This window comes from Streptomyces broussonetiae (genome assembly GCF_009796285.1).
Taxonomy (GTDB): Bacteria; Actinomycetota; Actinomycetes; order Streptomycetales; family Streptomycetaceae; genus Streptomyces; species Streptomyces broussonetiae.
The window spans coordinates 1205345-1224154 of record NZ_CP047020.1 but is presented as its reverse complement, the minus strand read 5'-3'; the positions used below and the strand labels follow the sequence as shown (position 1 = coordinate 1224154).

The following is an 18810-nucleotide window of genomic DNA, read 5'->3' as shown; positions in this document are numbered from 1 at the left end:
GGCGCCCGCCGTCAGCTGTCGAAGGTGTAGAACTTGGTGTGGTCCAGCAGCTCCGCCGGGCGCACGTCGTTCCAGGGCTTCATGGTCTCGTCCAGGTCCACGACGTCCGGCGTGCCGCCCGTCGGCACATAGCCCGCGTCCGGGTGCCGGCGCTGCCACTCCGCCCACAGCTTGTCGACGTAGGCGTGGTGCAGCCAGAACACCGGGTCGTTGGGGGAGACGCCGGTCGCCATCTGCCCGCCGACCCAGACATGGACCCGGTTGTGCAGATTGACCCCGCGCCATCCCTCCAGGTTGTTGCGGAAGCCCTCCGAGGCGCTGTTGTACGGCGCCATGTCGTAGGTCGATATGGACAGCACCGACTCCACCTCCGCGGGGGTCGGCAGCTCGCGCACGCCCGTGCCGAGCGAACGGCGCAGGAACGTACGGCCGTCGACGCGCACGTTCATGGGCCAGTTGCCGGCCGACGCGGCGAACGGGCCGTCCATCACCCGGCCGTCCGAGCTGCGCCCGGTGCCGCCGAGGAAGTCGGGCGCCCACAGCGACGCGCGCAGGGTGCGATCGGTGCTCCAGTCCCAGTACGGCAGGGCGACCGAGGAGTCCACCGACTGCAGCGCCTGTTCGAAGTCGAGCAGGAATCTGCGGTGCCAGGGCAGGAAGGACGGGGAGCGGTGGCCGGTCCGCTCGCCGGTGTCGGTGTCCGACATGATGAACTCGTTGTGCGTGCGGACGAAGTCGTCGTAGCGTCCGCTGCGCTTGAGTTCGAGGACGGCGCCGACGAACCGCTTCTTCTCGTCGGGGCTCAGGGTGGCCTGGTTCTTGCGTACGGTCATGGTGCGCGATGCTCCGATAGTCCTTGCGGGGCGGTCAGTTGGCGGGGAAGGGCAGCAGCGGGGCGCCCTGCAGCTCGTCCACCGCGGCCCGGGCCGCGGCGCGCGGGGTGGCCACCGGGTCGTAGTGGCTGACGACGCTGATCCAGGTGCCGTCGGCGTTCTGCATCACGTGCAGCTGGACGCCGTCGACCAACACCTCGAATCCGCCGCCGTGTTCGTGGTGGTGGCCGCCGCCGCTCATCAAACGGCCCTGTATCCGGCGCCCCTTGTAGACCTCGTCGAAGGCCTGCGGCATCGGCATGGGGTGCTCGTGGCCGGTGGCCGAGGCGGCGGGTGCGACGACGGTCGCGGCGGTGGCCGTCGCGGCCAGGGCGGCCACGGCGGTGAGCGCGCGGCGACGGCTGATGTCGGGCATGCGGGTCCCTTCGGAGGATGCTTCTGTGGTGACGACGCATGCCTATCGAGGGCCCGGGCGTGGGAAGAAATCCCCCGGAACCGGTTGGCCGTGATCCGGACAATTGGCTACATGTCGTACAGGGTTGAACAAAGTTGATCTTGCTGTGGCGGTAGGTCCGTCTGCTCCGGAACGGGAATTCCTTGCCGTGGCCGCCGCCTTTTCGGTGATCCTTCTCGGGTTCCGTCTGTCCGAGTGGTGCTGCTCACCACGCCAAACTGACGCGATGGCGAGGCCGGGCCGCCCTGCTACCCTGCGGTCCCGTTCGACCACTTTCAGTGACTGACAGGGGTGTGCCTGTGAAGGTCGTCTGTGCCGGCGGCGGGCCCGCGGGCCTGTATCTCGCCATCCTGCTCAAGCGGCAGGACCCGTCCCACGACATCACTGTCCATGAGCGCAACCCCGAGGGGTCGACCTACGGCTGGGGCGTGACGTACTGGCGGGCGCTGCTCGACCGGCTCCAGGAGCACGACCTCGACTCGGCGAGGGCGGTCGAGGGCGCGTCCGTCCGCTGGAACGACGGTGTCGCCCACGTCCGCGATCTGACGACACGTCACCACGGCGACGAGGGCTTCGGCATCGGCCGGCACCGGCTGCTCGAGCTGCTCGCCGACCGGGCCCGCGCGCTCGGCGTACGGCTGGAGTACGAGAGCGAGCTGACCGAGCCACCCACGGGCGCCGATCTCGTCGTCGCGGCCGACGGGGTGCACAGCGCCCTGCGCACGGGACACGCCGAGGCGTTCGGCACCGAGATCGTCTCGGGCCGCAACCACTACACCTGGCTCGGCACCACCCGGGTCTTCGACGCCTTCACCTTCGCCTTCGTCGACACTCCGCACGGCTGGATCTGGGCCTACGGCTACGGCTACAGCGACGAGGGGAGCACCTGTGTCGTCGAATGCTCCCCCGAGACCTTCACCGGTCTCGGCCTGGACCGGGCGGACGAGGGGGAGGGCCTCGTGCTGCTCGAGAAGCTCTTCGCGGACGTCCTGGACGGCCACCGCCTCATCGCCCGCCCCGGCGCCGGCTGGCTGACCTTCCGCACCCTCACCAACCGCAGCTGGCGGCACGGCAACGTGGTGCTGCTCGGTGACGCGGCCCACACCACCCACTACTCCATCGGCGCCGGTACCTCCCTCGCCCTGGAGGACGCCATGTGCCTCGCCGGTGCCCTGGGCACGCACGCCGACCTGTCCGAGGCACTCGCCGCCTACGAGCGGCGCCGCAGGTCCGAGCTGCTGTCCGCGCAGAGCGCCGCCCGCTACAGCGCCCGCTGGTACGAGAACCTGCCCCGCTACATCGACCTGCCCCCGCACCGGATGTTCGCCCTGCTCGGCCAGCGGCACTCCCCGCTGCTGCCGTACGTCCCGCCGCAGCTGTACTACGGCCTCGACAAGGCGGCCGGGCAACTGGAGGTGCTGCGCCGGCTCAAGCGGTGGCTCGGCCCGCGGGCGGCGCGCGCCCTGCACGCCCGGTCCGGGGCCCGCCGCGGCTGAGCGCCGCGCAGGGCGCGCCGAGACGCGCCGTCGACCGTCCCCGGCGCCGTCGTGCCGTGGCGCGCCCGCGCGGCGCAGCCGCATGCCGACGGAGTCCGGCGCCCTCGGGCCCGCTGCTCCCCACCTCCTCCTACGCGCAAGGAGTCCTGCCCATGACCGTGCCCGACACGTTCGACCAGACCCCCTCCGGCTACAGCGTGCAACGCGCCTACTGGCTGGCCCGCGCGGCCGACCTGGCCTACAAGGACCGTTCCACGATCGAGGACCAGGCCGCCCGCTGGGGCTTCGGCCAGGTGCGGCACCACGAGACCCGGTTCACCCCGCCGTTCCCGCTGCAGGACACCCAGGCCTACACCATGGCCGGCGACCGGATGATCGTCACCGCGTTCCGCGGCACCGAACCCGCCCGGATCAAGGACTGGCTCACCGACGCCACGACCCCGCCCGTCACCGGCCCCGGCGGCAGCGGACACGTCCACCACGGCTTCGCCGAAGCCCTGCGCTCGGTGTACGAGGACCTCGCCGACTGCCTCGAGGACCTGCGCACCGACGGACAGGCCCTTTACTTCACCGGGCACAGCCTGGGCGGCGCCCTCGCCATGCTCGCCGGTGCCCGGATGTACCTGGAGAACCCCCACCTCGCGGCGGACGGCATCTACACCTTCGGCCAGCCGCGCACCTGCGACACGGTCCTTGCCGAGGCGTTCCATCGGGGGCTCGGCGGCCGTACGTACCGCTTCGTCAACAACAACGACATCGTGCCCCAGCTGCCGCCCGAGCCGGTCTTCACCCATGTCCGGGCGCTGCGCTACATCGACTCCAAGGGCAGGCTGCACGACAGCATGCCGATGTTCTCCGCCCTCACCGACCGGGCCATGGGACTGACCGCCGACGTCTTCGCGCCCGCCTCCGACGGAATCCGTGACCACTTCATGCGCAACTACCTGGCAGCCCTGGAGAAGAATCTCGGCTGACCGGCGCGGGGCTCGAGGCAGGGTGAAAAGCGTCGGTGAAACATCATTCACCCGATAGGGTGAATTGTTATTCACCGTCTCCCTCACACTGTTCCCGGGAGTGCCGATGGACCAGCCCGCCCCGATACCCCAGCCGCCCGGCACCCCGGCCGCGGCACCCGCGCTGCGGGACCGGCTCACCATCCCGGTGCTGGCGTCGGGCGGCATCCTCATGGCGGTCATGCAGACCGTCGTCGTCCCCCTGCTGCCGGACCTGCCCCGGCTCACCGGCGCCTCCGCCGCGGCCGTCTCGTGGACGGTCACCGCGACCCTGCTCTCCGGCGCCGTGCTCACCCCGGTGCTCGGCCGGGCCGGGGACATGTACGGCAAGAAGCGGGTCCTCACGGCCGCGCTCGCGCTGATGACCATCGGCTCGGTGCTGTGCGCCCTGACCTCGGACATCGGCGTGCTCATCGCCGCCCGCGCGCTCCAGGGCGCCGCCGCCTCCGTCGTCCCGCTGTCGATCAGCATCCTGCGCGACGAACTCCCGCCGGAGCGCCGGGGGTCGGCGGTGGCGCTGATGAGTTCCACGGTCGGCATCGGCGCCGCGCTCGGCCTGCCGCTCGCCGCGCTGGTCGTGCAGTACGCCGACTGGCACACGATGTTCTGGCTCACCAGCGCCCTGGGGGCGCTGGGCGTCATGGGCACCTGGTGGGCGGTGAAGGAGTCGCCTGTGCGCGAACCCGGCCGCTTCGACGTGCTCGGCGCGCTGGGACTCGCCGCCGCACTGGTGTGCCTCCTGCTCGGCGTCTCACAGGGCGGCACCTGGGGCTGGGGCAGCGCCCGGATCCTCGCACTGTTCCTCGCGGCCGTCGTCGTCCTCGCCCTGTGGTGGTGGCAGCAACTGCGCACCGGGCGGCCCCTGGTGGACCTGAGGCTGGTGAGCCGGCCGCGGGTGGGCCTGTCGCATGTGGCGGCCCTGCTGACCGGGTTCGCCTTCTACGCCAACTCCCTGGTCACCGCCCAGCTGGTGCAGACACCCAAGACCACCGGCTACGGCCTCGGACTGTCGATCGTCGCCACCGGCCTGTGCCTGCTGCCCGGCGGTGTGACCATGCTGCTGCTCTCGCCGCTGTCGGCCCGGATCTCCGCCGCCCGCGGCCCGCGGATCACCCTCGCCCTGGGCGCCGCCGTCATCGCCTGCGGCTACGCCGTGCGCATCGCCGACAGCCGCGACCTGTGGATGATCATCGTCGGTGCCACGGTGGTGGCGACCGGCACGACCCTCGCCTACTCCGCGCTGCCGACGCTGATCCTGCGCGCGGTCCCGGCCGGCCAGACCGCCTCCGCCAACGGTGTCAACGTCCTCATGCGCACCATCGGCCAGGCTGTCTCCAGCGCCGCCGTCGCCGCCGTACTGGTGCACCACAGCAGCCCGGCCGGTGGTGTTCCGGTCCCGACTCTGCACGGCTATCTGCTGGCGTTCGCGATGGCGGGCGGCGTTGCTCTCGCTGCCTGCGTGGCCGCGCTGACGATCCCCGGTGACGGGCCTGCGGACGGAACGCGCCGGGCCCGGGTCGGTGTCCGCGGCGCGCGTGACCAGGCGCTGGAGGGAGCGTGAGTACCGTGAACACCCCGACCGGGCCGGACTGTCACGCCCCCGGCCGCCGTGACGCCGAGGCCACCAAGGCCGCCATCCTCAAGGCCGCCCGCCATCTGCTGGCCCGGCAGGCCCATGCCGACATCACCCTGAAGGCGGTCGCCGAACGGGTCGGTGTCAGCCCGCCGTTGATCCTCAAGTACTTCGGCAACAAGGACACCCTGTTCGCCCGCGTCATGTCCTTCGAGACCGACGCCGACGCCCTGCTGGACGCGCCGCTGTCCGACCTCGGCCGGCACATGGCCCGGCACGTCCTGGCCAGCCAGCGCGACCGCGGCGCCGACCCGCTGCTGCGCATCGCCTTCGCCCCGCTGCACGGCGACCACGGCGAGATCCTGCGCGCCAACTTCCGCGCCCAGGTGACCGAACGACTCGCTGCCCGGCTCACCGGCCCCGACCCGGGCCTGCGCGCCGAACTCGCCGTCGCCGCGCTTGTCGGCCTCGGCGTGATGTACGGCATCGCCCGCGGACCGCACCTGCACCGGACCGACGTCGACACCGTCGCCGACCGCTACGGGCCGCTCGTACAGGCCCAGTTGACCCCGGGTGGCTGACTCGGCGCCTCTCGGGCCGTAGTCGTCGGTGCGGGTCGCCGCACCGCGGTGCGCAGGGACAGGACTCCTCGCCGGCCTCGGCCAGGGCCACCACCGGGGCCGGTCAGCGCAGGAGGCGGTCCAGGAAGGCGTTGGTGAACACCCGGTGCGGGTCGAGCCGGTCGAGGGTCGTGACCGCCCGCGTCCACACGTCGCGGCCGAAGGTGCCGGGTACGGCCGTGCCGAGCACCTCCGGGTCGGCCCAGGCGGAGTCGGCCGTGTACGCCCAGCCCTTGGACCACTCCGCACGGGCGAGGGCGTACCGGCCGTCGTAGCTGACGAGCAGGAACCGCTCCACCTCGCGCAGAAAAGCCTCCGCGTCCGGCGTGCCGGGCAGTGTCAGGACGTCCAGCCACACGGCGCTGTCCCACTCCGGACGCGCCACGCTCGGCCGTAGTGCCGACAGCAGCGGGGCCCGCGCGCCGGGTACGCCCGGGTCGGCCGGGTCGTCCAGACCGGTCACCCGGATCTCGACCGGGCCGTTGACCGGGAAGCGGCCCCGCGCGGCGTACGCGGCGAGCAACTCCCGGTAGCGGGCGGTGAACTCGTGCACCACCCGCTGCACCCCGGCGCGCGAGGTGAGTACCGCGTACCCGTTCGCGCTCACCCGCAGCGTGGTCGGGCGCACATACAGCAGTGTGTTCTTCGACGGCCCCCACAGGTCGGCCGAGTCCGTGGCCGCCAGCCCCAGCCCGGCCACCGTGAGCTGAGCGTTGCCCACCTCCGGCGCCAGGTACCAGCCCGCGCCCGCCACCAGCCGTCCCACCAGGTCGGCCACGAGTGTGGGCACGCTGTCGGAGAAGGGGTAGCTGTACGGCGAGGTGACGTGCCGTGAGCCGGGCGGCCGCCGCGGTGTGACGCTCCACTCCTTCAGCCACGGGAACTCGGTGAAGGCGAACCAGATCGCCTCGATGCGGCCCGAGCGGCGCAGGAAGCTCTCCAGGGTGCGCCCGCCGGAGCCGGGCGCCGCGAACAGCTCGCGGGCCGGGATGTCGGTGCGGCTGACACAGCGCAGGGTGGTGTCCGGGCCGACCCGCAGCACCACCTCGGTGACGAAGGCCCGGCCGAGGTGGGCCAGCAGCGCCGCACAGTCCGCGTCCTCCAGCAGGGTCCGGGTGTGCGTCCTCGTCCCCTCGCTGATCGTCAGCGGCGACCAGCCGTGGGAGCAGCCGCGCGCCCGGACCCGCCAGCCCCTGCGCCAGGCCCAGTTCACCACGGCGAGCACCTGCTGCGGACCGTTCGGCGCGCAGGCCCACAGGCCCTCGGCGGTGATCTCGCCCACCCAGTTGCGGTACGCCGTACGGTAGAGCGTCACCTCGGCGGGGAACCCGGGGAGTTCGGCCGCGGCCGTCGCCGGATCAGCCGTGAGCAGGACGGGCGTGGCGGCGAGCGCGGCGGCGCTGCGCAGCACGCCCCGGCGGCTGACAGGGCATGAACTGTCATTGCTGGAAGGTGAGTTGCCGGGAGCAGCCGGTGAACGATCGATCACGGGCTCACGGTAAGGGCGTGCTGTACGGTCACCGCGCTTTCGTCCACTCATATCGCCCGTGCGGGTGAAAACCGTATGGTCGGCGCATCGGCGGCGTGCCGGAGCGGTCCGTTCCGCACGGACCGGGGCCGGATGACACACTGGCGCCATGGACGAACGCGAATTCGGCAGGTCGGGCCAGTGGGCCTCGGTGGTCGGTCTCGGCACCTGGCAGCTGGGCGCCGACTGGGGCGACGTGGACGACAAGGAGGCCCTGTCCGTCCTGGAGGCGGCCGCCGAGGCGGGGGTCACCTTCTTCGACACGGCGGACGTGTACGGCGACGGACGCAGCGAGGAGACCATCGCCTCGTTCCTGCGCGGCCGGCCCGATCTGCATGTGCTGGTGGCCACCAAGATGGGCCGCCGGGTCGACCAGATCCCCGCGAACTACGTCCTGGACAACTTCCGCGCCTGGAACGACCGTTCGCGCCGCAACCTCGGCGTCGACCGCATCGACCTGGTCCAGCTGCACTGTCCGCCGACCCCCGTCTACTCCAGCGACGCGGTCTACGACGCCCTGGACACGCTCGTGCAGGAGGAGCGGATCGCGGCGTACGGGGTGAGCGTGGAGACCTGCGCCGAGGCGCTGACCGCGATCGAGCGGCCGAACGTGGCGAGCGTGCAGATCATCCTCAACCCGTTCCGTATGAAGCCCCTCCACGAGGTGGTGCCCGCCGCCCGCGCGGCCGGCGTCGGCATCATCGCGCGCGTGCCCCTCGCCTCCGGCCTGCTGTCCGGGAAGTACACCAAGGACACCGTGTTCGCGGCCAACGACCACCGCACCTTCAACCGGCACGGCGAGGCCTTCGACCAGGGCGAGACCTTCTCCGGCGTCGACTACCCGACCGGCGTCGAGGCCGCCGCCGAGTTCGCCGCCCTCGCCCCCGAGGGATACACCCCGGCCCAGCTGGCGCTGCGCTGGATCATCGAGCAGGACGGCGTGACGACGGTCATCCCCGGGGCCCGCACGCCGGAGCAGGCCCGAGCCAACGCGACCGCCGCCAAGCTGCCGCCGCTGCCCGAGGAGACCTTCACCGCGATCCGCGAGCTGTACGAGCGCCGGATCAAGGACCGGGTCGAGCAGCGCTGGTAGCCGTCCGGGCCATCGCCGTTTGAACGGACGGCCGGACGGTTACAGGCACCGCATGACGCAGGAAGGACGGCGCAGGGGGCGCGACGAGAGCAAGGAGGAGCGGGCCGACCGGATGTGGGGTGAACTCGTCCAGGAGGTCCGGGTCGCCCAGACGGGCGTGCAGATCCTGTTCGGCTTCCTGCTGACCGTCGCCTTCCAGCCGAGGTACGCCACCCTCGCCCACACCGACCGGGTCATCTACGTCGTCACCGTGGTCCTGGGCGCCAGCGCGACCGGCGCCCTCATCGGACCGGTGTCGCTGCACCGCCTGGTCTCCGGCCGCATGGTCAAGCCGCAGGCGGTACGGATCGCCTCCTGGATGACCTTCACCGGCCTGCTCCTGCTGCTCGCCACGACGGCCTCGGCGCTGCTGCTGATCCTGCGGGTGGCCACGCACAGCAGCGCGCTGTCCTGGCTGGTCGCGGCCGTCGTCGGCTGGTACCTGCTGTGCTGGTACGTCCTGCCGTTGTGGATCCGGCGCCGCCACACGACCCATCCGGGCGCCGGGGCCGCGCCGCCGCGCCGTGAGGCCGGCGGCGACGACCGGGCGCCGGGCTAGGCCGTGTCCCGTCCACCGGGTGCGGCCTGTCGGCGGTTTCCTGGCCTCGCGCGTGTTCAGCCCTGCGGATGCTCCTCGCGCGCCCCGCGCAGAGCGGTCAGGCAGCTGCCGATGGCCTGCTGGAGTTCCTCCAGGCGCTGGACCATGTCGTCCTCGTAGAAGTCCTGGGCGTCGTCGAAGGTCAGCTCCTCGAACGCCCTGGTCGCCTTCTGCAGGCTGCTGTAGAACCTGGTCCGCCGCTCCTGCACGCGCAGTTCGGGGTCGGCCTCGACCGCCTCGACCACCAGCGACTTCATGGTGTCGTAGGCCTCGGTGGCCCACTCGCCGGTGTCCTCGCCGTCGTTCAGCTCGTCGATCAGCGACAGATGCCGCTCGGCCTCCTCGCGCAGTTCGGCGGGGGCCTCCACGGTCTGCCCGGCGGGCGTCCTGATCTGCCCGGAATCGGCGATCTGACGGACGTATCCGATCCGGTCGGCGGCCCGGCTCTCGGTCGCGACGGCCTTCTTCAGGTCGTCGGTGCGTACGACGTCACGCGCCAGCTCGGCCTGCAGCTCGGGGTCCTCCCGGACCCGGTCCAGCAGCGCGGCCCGGGCCGCGCGGGCGGTGGAGGGATCGGCGAGGATCGCGGCCCGCAGGGCGGTGGGGTTCTCGGCGACCTCCAGCGCCTTGGTGGGGCGGATGCCCTCCGCCTCGGCGGCCTCGGCGATCGCGGTGCCGCGCTCGGAGGTGGCGCTGGTGCGGGAGACGTAGTAGCTCAACCACACGTCCGAGTCCGGCAGTTCGACGTCCTGGCCCGGCTGGAGGGCCTCGAAGTGCGGGACGAGCCCGTCGTCGGCGGCCCGGTCCCAGGCCTTGTAGTAGCGCATGACCCGCTCCGCGGAGCACCCGGCCAGCTCCGCGAACTCCTTCGCCGACACCTTCGGCGTCTCGCCGGCGGCCTGCCCGCCCGGCCGCACACTGCGGGCCACCATCAGCGCGAAGGCCCAGCCTCCGGTGCGTGCGTAGACGCCGAACTCACGGGCGTCGCGTGCCACGAGGTCGGACAGTGGCGGCACGGCCGTCCCGGCCGTCTCGGACGGGTCGATGACCAGGGTCACGGATGACTCTCCTGCGGGATGATCAAGGGGATCGAGCGTCTGTGCCCGGGTCCGGGCACGGACAGGAGAGCCTATCGGGACCCAGGGCCGTGCCGATCGGCGGCGCCCGCCACCTGGGCGCCACGATCGCGAGGTGCCCGGCGGCTCAGTTCTTCGGCCGTTGCGCCGACCCGGTCCCCGGCCCGGTCGTCGGCTCGCTCGTCTGCTCGCTCCCCGGCGTGCGGAACGTCGCCAGGAAGGTCTTCAGGGCCAGCCGGTCGGCCGCGTCGTCCCAGGCCGCGGCCGGGGTGGTGAAGCGCAGCGAGAAACCCCGGTGACCACCGAGCAGGAAGCCGCGCCCGAACGTGTGCACCCGGCCCTGCCCGGTCCCCGCCAGCCACTCCAGGTCGGCCGCCCGGTGGCCCTGGTACGTGGTGGCCCGCGCGGAGCCGACGCGCTGGTAGCCCGGGAGCCGTTCCAGGTCCGGTTCGACGTCCTCGCGCCAGACGGCGACCGGGTCCGGGCCGACCCGCTCGCTGTAGGTGACGGCGAGCGCGAGGGAGGCGCCGCCCGGGCCGAAGGTGACGCGGTAGGCGCCCGTGACGCGTGCCGTGGTCAGCCGCTTCCAGGCGTCCGGCAGAGCCACGGAGAAGCCCTCCGGGGCGGTGTAGCGGTGGTACCCGGCGGGCAGGACGGCCGGGGCCGTCGCCGACGCGGTCGGTGCCGGAGCGGGCGTCGCGGACGGACGGCCGGCCGAGCCCGCCGAGGAGGCGGGACGGGCCGGCGCCTGGGCGGAGCCGGTGCCCGGCAGCTGGTGGGTCGCGGCCAGGACCGCGGCGGCGATGGCCACCACGGCGAGCGCGGTGCCGATGACGGGCGCCCGTCCGCCGCGTTCCAGCCCGGCGGGCAGCACGCCCCGGTACGCCCCGCGCAGCCGGGGTACGGGGACCGGGCGGCGGGAGGCGTCCGCGTCCTCGTCCAGGGCCCGGGTCAGGGCCTCGCGGGCCACCGGCCGGGGCAGCCGCTCCCGGGAGTTCTTCCGCAGCAGACCCTGTACGGCCTGGGTGAGCGGTCCCGCGCGCAGGGGAGTGCGCAACGGCAGCCGGTCCACGGCCTTCAGGGTGGCCTCGGGCCTGCCGCGGTCCCGGAACGGGGGCCGGCCCTCCACCATCGTGTACAGCAGCGCGCCCAGCGCCCACAGATCGGCGGCCGGGCCGATGCGCTCGTCGCGGGCCTGCTCCGGAGACGCGTACGAGGGTGCCGTGAGCCGGGGCGCCAGGGTCGCCCCGGCCAGCCCGAACCCGGTGACGACGACCGGGCCGCCGTCGGGGACGAAGACCTGACCGGGGCTCAGCTCACCATGGGTGATGCCCTCGTCGTGCGCGGCCTGCAGCACGTCGAGCAGCTCCAGGCCGATCCGCGCCGTGCGCACCGGGTTGAACGAGCCCTCCCGGTCGAGGAGTTCGCCGAGCGGTGTGCCGTCGATCCACTCGGTGACCGTCCACAGCGCACCGGCCTCCACCACGGCGTCCACGACGACGGCGACCCGGCCGGGGCGCAGCAGTCGCATGGTCTCCGAGGTGCGGACGACCCGGGCCGTGACACGGCGCACGGTGTCGTCGGCGCAGGGCTCCGGCAGGGCGGTCTGGGCCACCAGCCGGGGCTGGTCCACCGCCACGTCCTCGGCGTACCACCACAGCCGGTTCGTCTCGCGGGCGAAGACCTCCAGGAGCCGGTACCGTCCGGCGACCAACTCGTGTGCGGAGACGTGCGCCTTGACCATGGTCATCCCTCGCTGGAACCCCTGTTTCGTGTCTCCCAGGGGTACGCGGGGCGCGCGGGGGTCCGTTCAAAGAAATCCCGGATGCGCCCCCCCTTTTTTCCGCGGACTGCGGGACGCGCCTGCTCCTCGCTCACATCAGCCCGAACCGCTCGCCCCAGCCGGTCAGTTCGCGGGGCGTCGTGTTGCCGCCGCACACCACGAGTCCCAGCCGGACGCCGTCGCCGACCCGGGTCAGCACCTGCCGGGCCGCCGGCAGCAGGCAGCCCGCGGCCGGTTCGGCCCACACCTTGGCGTGCTCGGCGAGGTCCAGCGAGCCCTGCACGGCGTCCCGGTCCGGGACCACCAGCACGTCGTCGACCAGCGCGGACACATGGTCGTAGGTCAGCCGGGAGACGGCCGGTGCGCTCAGCGTGGTGACGAGCGAGGAGACCGGCACCTGCAGCGGGCCACCCGCTTTCAGCGCGGCCGACATGGCCTCGGCACCCTCCGTCTCCACGCCCCACACCCGTACGTCCGGACGCCGGGCGCGCAGGGCGGCCGCCACTCCGGCGATCAGACCGCCGCCGCCGATGCTGACGATCACGTCCGTCGGTTCCGTGCCGTCCTCGACGTCGTCGGCGAACTCCAGCCCCACGGTGCCCTGTCCGGCGATGACGACCGGATCGTCGAACGGATGGACCAGGGTCAGCCCCTCGTCCCGCAGCCGGAGTACCAGCTCGAACGCGCTGTCCATGCCGTCGGTCAGCCGCACCGACGCGCCGGCCGCCTCGGCGAGGCCGATGGATCGCGCGGGTGCGGTGCGAGGCATCACCACGGTCGCCTTCACGTCGAGGGCCGCCGCCATCACCGCGAGGGCGATGCCGTGATTGCCGCCGCTGACCGCGACCACGCCCGCCGCCCGCTCGGCCTCGCTCAGCGACAGCAGCTTGGCCGTGGCCCCGCGCACCTTGAACGAGCCGGTGCGCTGGAGCAGTTCGAGCTTGGCGGTGACCGGGACGCCGAGCAGGGCGGTCAGTCCCGGGCTCGGCACGGTCGGCGTCCGTACGACGTGTCCGGCGATCCGTGCCGCGGCGGCTTCGATGTCCGAGATGCCGATCAAGGTGTCTCACCCTTCCGGCGCGGGGGTGGGAACCGCGCCTGTCGCACCCTGACCCGCGCGGACTGCCGAGGTCAACTTCGTTGCGCGGCGGTCCCGGTGGGTCTCACAGCTCGCGGCCGACCAGGAAGTCCAGCAGTGCGAGCAGATCCGCGGCGGCCGGGGCGGCCAGGGGCGTACCCGCGAGGAGTGCGCGGGCGGCGGCCGTGTGCGTACGGGCCTCGGCCAGCGCCGCCGCCCGGCCCCCCGCCGCCTCGATCAGCGCGGCCGCCTCCTCGGCCCGCTCAGGGCGGCCGAGCAGTTCGGGCAGCCGGCCGGCGGCCGGGGAGGCGAGCGCGACCAGGACCGGGAACGTCTTCTTGCCCTCGCGCAGATCGCCGCCGGCGGGTTTGCCGGTGACGGCCGGGTCGCCCCAGATGCCCAGCACGTCGTCGACCAGCTGGAAGGCGATGCCCAGCCGACGTCCGGCCTGCTCCAGCGCGGTGACCGTGGCCTCGGGCGCCCCGCCGAGCGCGGCGCCCAGCGCGACGGCACAGCCCAGCAGCGCACCGGTCTTGCCCTCCGCCATCGCCCGGTACTCCGCGGGCGTCACCCGCTCCGGGCCGGTGCGGGGCCGGCTGGCGAACAGCAGGTCGTCGGCCTGCCCGCGCACCAGATCGGCGAGGGCCGCCGACAGCAGCCCGAGCGCGCCGGGATCCCGTGCCACCCCGGCCAGGGTCTGCACCGCGAGGGCGAACAGGGCGTCCCCGGCCAGTACGGCAGGTCCGGTGCCGTAGGCCTGCCATACGGCCGGGCGGCGGCGCCGGGTTCCGTCGCCGTCCATGATGTCGTCGTGCAGCAGTGAGAAGGCGTGCACGAGTTCCACGGCGACCGCCGCCGGCACGCCGACCCGGCCGTCGGCACCCGCCGCCTCGGCGCCGAGCACCGCGAGCGCCTGCCGTACGCCCTTGCCGCCCGGCGCGGCGGCGGGCGCCCCGCCGACCTCGCACCAGCCGAAGCAGTAGGCCGCCATCTCCGCCAGCCACGGATGCAGCCCCGCCACCGCCTCCTCGAGCGCCGGACGCACCAACTCCCGGCAGCGGGACAGGACTTCGGATGCGGAGGGCGGGGCCTGCAGCGCGGTCATCGGGTGACCTCCGCGTCCGGGCCGAACTCCTGCTGGGCCCGGATCACCATCTCCCGCGCGTGCTTCAGTCCGCTGCGCTCCAACGTCCGTGCCAGCTCGGCGAGTTCGGCCGCGGTCTCGGTGCGGTCCCGGCCGAGTCGGGCCCGTGACTTCGCCAGGCCCAGCCGGGCCAGTGCCTCACCGCGCGGCTCGCTCATCTCGCGGAACTCCGCCAGCGCCAGCTCGTACATCTCCCGCGCCTCGGAGTAACGCCCGGCGCGGTAGAGGACGTTGCCGCGCATCTTGTGGTTGTAGGCGAGTGCGCTCGACAGGTTCATCGCCCGGCAGCCGGCCTCCGCCCGGGAGAGCAGTTCCAGCGCCCCCTCGGTGTCCTTGTCGCGCACCGAGAGGATGTCGGCGAGGCCACGCAGCGCCCAGGCGTGCCCGCGCCGGTCCTCGGCCCGCTCGGCTATCTCCGCCGCCTCCTCGAACAGCGCGTACGCCCGGTCGTGGTCCCCGGTGTTGCGGTGCATCTGCGCGATGCCCTCCAGCGCCCACACCGTGTGCCGGGCCTCCCCGCGCCGGCGGGCCTCGGCCAGCAGCTGCTCGTGCAGCCGGCCGACGGCTTCGTAGTCGCCCTGGATGCGGCCGGTCTCCGCGAGGCCCGCCAGCGAGTAGCCGCGGACCACGACGTCCCCGCCGCGCTCACCGAGTTCGGCGGCGAGCTTGAGCAGCCGCCAGGCCAGCGGGAACGCCCCGCGCTGCCGGGCGAGGGTGCCGCCGCTCCACAGCGCCCACGCCATCGCGCCGGTGTCGCCCGCCTCACGGGCGGCGCGGTAACTCGCCTTCCAGGTCCGGTCCGCATCCTCGATGTGGCCGAGCCGCCGCTGTGCCTCGGCGACGGCGAGTCCACAGCGGGCCGCCTCTGCGGGCTGCCCGGACCGTTCGGCCTCGCGCAGCCGCTCGGTGCCCTCGGCCAGCACGTCGACCAGCGAGGAGTTCACGGACAGGGTGGTCAGCGCGCCCTGGTACTCCGGGGCGAAAGCCTTGCCGTACATACGCACCTTTCTATACACGGCATGTATACATGTCGTGTATAGCGGGTCGGGAAATCGCCCCGGCCAAAGGACCGGGGCGCATCGGTCTGTTGCCGATCAAGACGCCGGTACGGCCGCGGTGGTTGCCCGTGCGGCGCAGATCACCTGTGCACGGTCAGTGCTGCTGGGCCTTTTGGCCGGTCGCCTCGCTCGGCCGCACCACGACGAAGCCGTCGCCCTGGAGCAGCAGTTGCACGGCCTCACCCGAACCGCCGCGCAGCATCGAGCCGATGGACTGGGAGCGGTGCAGCGAGGTCTGCAGGCGGTCGGTCCAGCCGACCACCGCATCCGTGTCGACGTACACCGGGGACTGCGCGGTGACCGGGATGACCAGCGGAGTGCCCTCGCAGACCAGACCGAGTCGGCCCTGCCCGCTGAACACGCTGTTGAACAGCCCGCCACCGGCGATGCCCGATCCCTTCACCGTCTTGATCTCGTACGACAGCGAGGTGTCGAAGCACAGCACATTGCGCCCGTTGACGGTGAACCGGTCACTGGATTCGACCTCGACGACGAAGCAGTTCTGCGCCTCGTGCGCGAACCAGGCCTCGCCCTTCCCGCGCACGGCCATCAGGGGCAGCCCCTCGCCGGTGACCGCGCGCTTGAGCATGCCGCCGACGCCCTGCCCCTTGCGCTCGAACTTCAGCTCGCCCCGATGGGCGACCATCGCGCCCTGGCGGGCGTACATCTCGCCGTCCACCACGTACCGGATGCACTTGGCGTTCTCGACGGACATGCCCGGCTCCGCGGCCGGCTGCACCACGTGCTCACTGGAAAAGAGGTCACCCTTCATGGCGGGCATCGTGTCCCGGAAGGTGCCGTTCTGCCAAGATCACGGAGCGTGGCCGGTCAGCCACCGAACAGCTGGCACCAGTAGGTGCCCGCCCGGCCGCCGCCCGCGAAGCCGATGCCGATGTGGCCGAACTCGCGCTTGAGGATGTTGGCCCGATGCCCGGGGCTGTTCATCCAGCCCGCAACTACGTCTGCGGCCGAGCGCTGGCCGCAGGCGATGTTCTCGCCGATCGTGCGCAGGCGGGAGCCCGCCGCGGCAGCCCGGTCCCAGGGCCGGGAGCCGTCGGGGGAGGTGTGGTCGTAGAAGTCGCGGGCCACCATGTCCGCGCAGTGCGCCTGCGCCGCGGCCGAGAGCAGTGCGTCGACGGCCAGCGTCGGCAGCCCGGCCCGGCCCCGCTCGGCGTTGGTGAGCGCCACGACCTCGGCGGCCGTCCGGGACAGCGCGTCCGGGGTCAGCGGAGTGGCCCACAGCGCGGTCCAGTACCGGTCACCCGCGTCGGCGTGGGCCAGGGCGGCATGCCGGAAGACCGGGTCGAGCAGGATCGCGCGGGACCGCTCGGACACCATGCAGTACTCCACGAACTCCGCGGCGGTGCGCGGCCCGGAGACCAGATGCTCCCCGACCGTGATGTAGGCGTACCCGGCGCCGGTGATCCGCTGGTGTACCGACACGCCGTCCTGCCCCTCCCCACCGAGCCGCCCGGCGTCCGCCATGGCCCGGGCGTGCGAGCGCGCGGCGCGGACAAGACGCGCGTCGAGGGTGATGCATGGCGAACCGGTCTGCGCGCGCGCCGAGTTGACCGCCCGGACAAAGCCATCGTCGGTGCGGGACGGGTGCTCGGACGACGGCACCGCGGGTTCGGCCGCCCGGCTCTGCCCGTCGTCGGTGACGTCCACCCCGAAGTCCCGGACCAGACCGGCCAGCCCGTCCGCGTACCCCTGCCCGATCGCCCGCAGCTTCCAGCCGGCACCCGGCCGCAGGTACAGCTCGGCGACCAGCAGCACGGTCTCCGGTCCGGGGCGCGGTGGCGCGAAGCGGGCCACGGCCGAGCCTTGGACGTCCATGACCTCGAGCCGGGGAGCGGGCAGCCGCCCGAGCGGTGTACCGGGCTCGGCCGCACTGACGACGACGGTGACGCGGCAGGCCCCACCGCGCAGCTGCGCCGGGAGCACGGCCAGGGTGTCACCGAGCAGCCGTACCCCCGGCGCCCGGGGCTGGTTGTAGAACACGAAGTCGGCGTCGGACCCGACCTTCCCGTCGGCCCCGGTGACCAGCGCGGACACATCGAAGGCGCCGGCCACCCGGAGCCGCAGCTCGCCCGGGGGCAGGGCCAGATTTCCCCCGGGAACCAACTCGGTCGTCATGTCGGGGAAAACGCCGCGCGCGTGCCGGGAGGTTCCCGCGACCCGCCCCGGACGGGGCGACAACCGCCGTTACTGCCCGGCTGCCTTCCCGTTCTTCCCGTCCTTCCCGCAGAACGCGGTGTCCAGCGCCCCGCCCATCGCCTCCTGCACCTTGGCGTTGTTGGAGGTGGTGGCGACGGCCGCGAAACTGCGCGCACCGTCCTTCGTGGCGAAGGCGTACGTGTAGTACCCCTGCACGATCCCGGTGTGCCCGTACACGGCGACCCCGCACGACAGCTCGCGCCGCCGCAGCCCGAGCCCGTACGCCGTCGTGCTGTCGACCCGGATGAACTTCTCCATGTCGCCGAGCCGGGCGGCGGACAGCAGTCGGCCGCTCAGCAGGGCGGAGTAGAACGTGTCGAGGTCTCGGGCGCTGGAGATGATCGCCCCCGCGCTCTGCGCCCACGACACCGTCTGGTTGGTGGTGTCGAGCAGGGGGGCACCGGCCTCGTCGGGGGTGAGGTAGCCGCGGGCGTACCGGCCCGGGATCGTGGTCTTCGGGTGGACATAGAAAGTGTCGCGCAGCTTCAGCGGCTTGAAGATGCGGTCCTCGTACGCCGTGCGCACGGACTGCCCCGTGAGCTTCTCGATGAGGATCCCGGCGACGACGAAGTTGGTGTTGGAGTAGGAGTACGCGGCGCCCGGCGCGTTGGTACGGGGCTTCCTCAGGGAGAGGGCGATCAACTGGCGGTAGGTGAAGACCTTGTTCCGTACCGCCTCGAAGCCGGACACGCTGTCGGCGAACATGTCGTTGGTGTAGTCGTACAGCCCGCTGCGGTGACCGAGCACCTGGCGGACGGTGATCCGGTCGTCCGGCAGCAGCTTGGGCAGATAGCGGTTGACCGGGGCGTCGAGCGACAGCCGGTGTTCGTCGGCGAGCTGGAGCAGGACGACGGCCGAGAAGGTCTTGGTGACGCTGCCGATGCGGAACCGGTCGTCGGCGGTGATGGCCCGCCGGGTGCTGCGGTCGGCCAGACCGCGCGTCACCTTGTACGTCCTGCCGTGGTCCTCGATCCGGGCCAGAGCGCCCGGCGCGCCCTCGTCCACCGCCCGGCGCAGCGCCGCAGCCACGCCCGCGGTGTCCGGTGCCGCGGGCGCCGGTGCCGCCGGGGTGCCCGGCTCCGCGGTCGCGGCCCGGGCCGGTACCGCGAGGAGCGAGAGCGCGACCGCGCCGAGAACCGCGCCCCGGCCCACCGTTGTTGAGACCATCCGGCACCTCTTTCAGCGATACGAGAACACGAGAACGGAT

The 18810-nt window shown here is 72.9% G+C and carries 17 protein-coding genes; 6 read left to right on the top strand and 11 right to left on the bottom strand.

Translation table 11 applies throughout. The features are described from left to right. Positions 1–11 precede the first annotated feature (11 nt). Both melC2 and melC1 read right to left on the bottom strand, forming a co-directional pair. Positions 12–833: a tyrosinase MelC2 gene (gene melC2, locus GQF42_RS05870; protein WP_158918297.1), complete on the bottom strand. Its 822-nt coding sequence runs from the start codon at positions 831–833 to the stop codon at positions 12–14. 34 nt (positions 834–867) lie between these two features. After that, complete coding sequence (gene melC1, locus GQF42_RS05865; protein ID WP_158918295.1) at positions 868–1248, bottom strand: apotyrosinase chaperone MelC1; 381 nt, start codon at positions 1246–1248, stop codon at positions 868–870. A gap of 338 nt (positions 1249–1586) precedes the next feature. Between melC1 and GQF42_RS05860 the strand changes: the two genes are divergently transcribed. The 4 genes from GQF42_RS05860 to GQF42_RS05845 all read left to right on the top strand — a co-directional run bounded on the left by GQF42_RS05860 (position 1587) and on the right by GQF42_RS05845 (position 5950). Continuing rightward, positions 1587–2783, top strand: a complete 1197-nt coding sequence (locus tag GQF42_RS05860; protein ID WP_199272582.1) for an FAD-dependent monooxygenase — start codon at positions 1587–1589, stop codon at positions 2781–2783. A 152-nt stretch (positions 2784–2935) separates the two neighbouring features. Next, positions 2936–3757: a lipase family protein gene (locus tag GQF42_RS05855; protein WP_199272581.1), complete on the top strand. Its 822-nt coding sequence runs from the start codon at positions 2936–2938 to the stop codon at positions 3755–3757. A gap of 106 nt (positions 3758–3863) precedes the next feature. After that, positions 3864–5357, top strand: coding sequence for an MFS transporter (locus GQF42_RS05850; RefSeq protein ID WP_158918291.1), 1494 nt, complete (start codon positions 3864–3866; stop codon positions 5355–5357). Next, positions 5354–5950 (top strand): TetR/AcrR family transcriptional regulator, encoded by a 597-nt coding sequence (locus tag GQF42_RS05845; RefSeq protein WP_407699482.1) that lies wholly within the window; start codon positions 5354–5356, stop codon positions 5948–5950. The genes GQF42_RS05850 and GQF42_RS05845 overlap by 4 nt, the downstream gene beginning before the upstream one ends. 103 nt (positions 5951–6053) lie before the next feature. Here the strand turns inward: GQF42_RS05845 and GQF42_RS05840 are convergent, their stop codons facing one another. After that, a complete protein-coding gene (locus GQF42_RS05840) occupies positions 6054–7400 on the bottom strand; it encodes a cholesterol oxidase substrate-binding domain-containing protein (RefSeq protein WP_407699481.1) in 1347 nt (448 codons plus the stop codon). Positions 7401–7626: 226 nt separating this feature from the next. Between GQF42_RS05840 and GQF42_RS05835 the strand changes: the two genes are divergently transcribed. After that, entirely contained in the window at positions 7627–8610 is a 984-nt protein-coding gene (locus tag GQF42_RS05835; RefSeq protein WP_158918287.1) for an aldo/keto reductase, read from the top strand. A gap of 52 nt (positions 8611–8662) precedes the next feature. Then, positions 8663–9208 (top strand): DUF6328 family protein, encoded by a 546-nt coding sequence (locus tag GQF42_RS05830; RefSeq protein ID WP_158918285.1) that lies wholly within the window; start codon positions 8663–8665, stop codon positions 9206–9208. 56 nt (positions 9209–9264) lie between these two features. Here the strand turns inward: GQF42_RS05830 and GQF42_RS05825 are convergent, their stop codons facing one another. From GQF42_RS05825 to GQF42_RS05790, 8 genes are all read right to left on the bottom strand, one after another. Beyond that, entirely contained in the window at positions 9265–10305 is a 1041-nt protein-coding gene (locus GQF42_RS05825; RefSeq protein WP_158918283.1) for a hypothetical protein, read from the bottom strand. Between the two features lie 145 nt (positions 10306–10450). After that, positions 10451–12073 carry a serine/threonine-protein kinase gene (locus tag GQF42_RS05820; RefSeq protein ID WP_158918282.1) on the bottom strand — a complete coding sequence of 541 codons (1623 nt, stop codon included), beginning with the start codon at positions 12071–12073 and terminating at the stop codon, positions 10451–10453. Between the two features lie 124 nt (positions 12074–12197). Further along, positions 12198–13166 (bottom strand): threonine/serine dehydratase, encoded by a 969-nt coding sequence (locus GQF42_RS05815; RefSeq protein WP_158918280.1) that lies wholly within the window; start codon positions 13164–13166, stop codon positions 12198–12200. Between the two features lie 103 nt (positions 13167–13269). Next, positions 13270–14289 carry a polyprenyl synthetase family protein gene (locus GQF42_RS05810; protein ID WP_158918278.1) on the bottom strand — a complete coding sequence of 340 codons (1020 nt, stop codon included), beginning with the start codon at positions 14287–14289 and terminating at the stop codon, positions 13270–13272. Beyond that, complete coding sequence (locus GQF42_RS05805) at positions 14286–15326, bottom strand: tetratricopeptide repeat protein (protein ID WP_158918276.1); 1041 nt, start codon at positions 15324–15326, stop codon at positions 14286–14288. The genes GQF42_RS05810 and GQF42_RS05805 overlap by 4 nt, the downstream gene beginning before the upstream one ends. Before the next feature lie 154 nt (positions 15327–15480). Beyond that, entirely contained in the window at positions 15481–16158 is a 678-nt protein-coding gene (locus GQF42_RS05800; RefSeq protein ID WP_158918274.1) for an AIM24 family protein, read from the bottom strand. 56 nt (positions 16159–16214) lie between these two features. After that, entirely contained in the window at positions 16215–17522 is a 1308-nt protein-coding gene (locus tag GQF42_RS05795; RefSeq protein WP_158918272.1) for a CAP domain-containing protein, read from the bottom strand. Positions 17523–17591: 69 nt separating this feature from the next. Beyond that, on the bottom strand, positions 17592–18770 hold the full coding sequence (locus GQF42_RS05790; RefSeq protein ID WP_158918270.1) for a serine hydrolase domain-containing protein: 1179 nt from the start codon (positions 18768–18770) through the stop codon (positions 17592–17594). Positions 18771–18810: the final 40 nt, after the last annotated feature.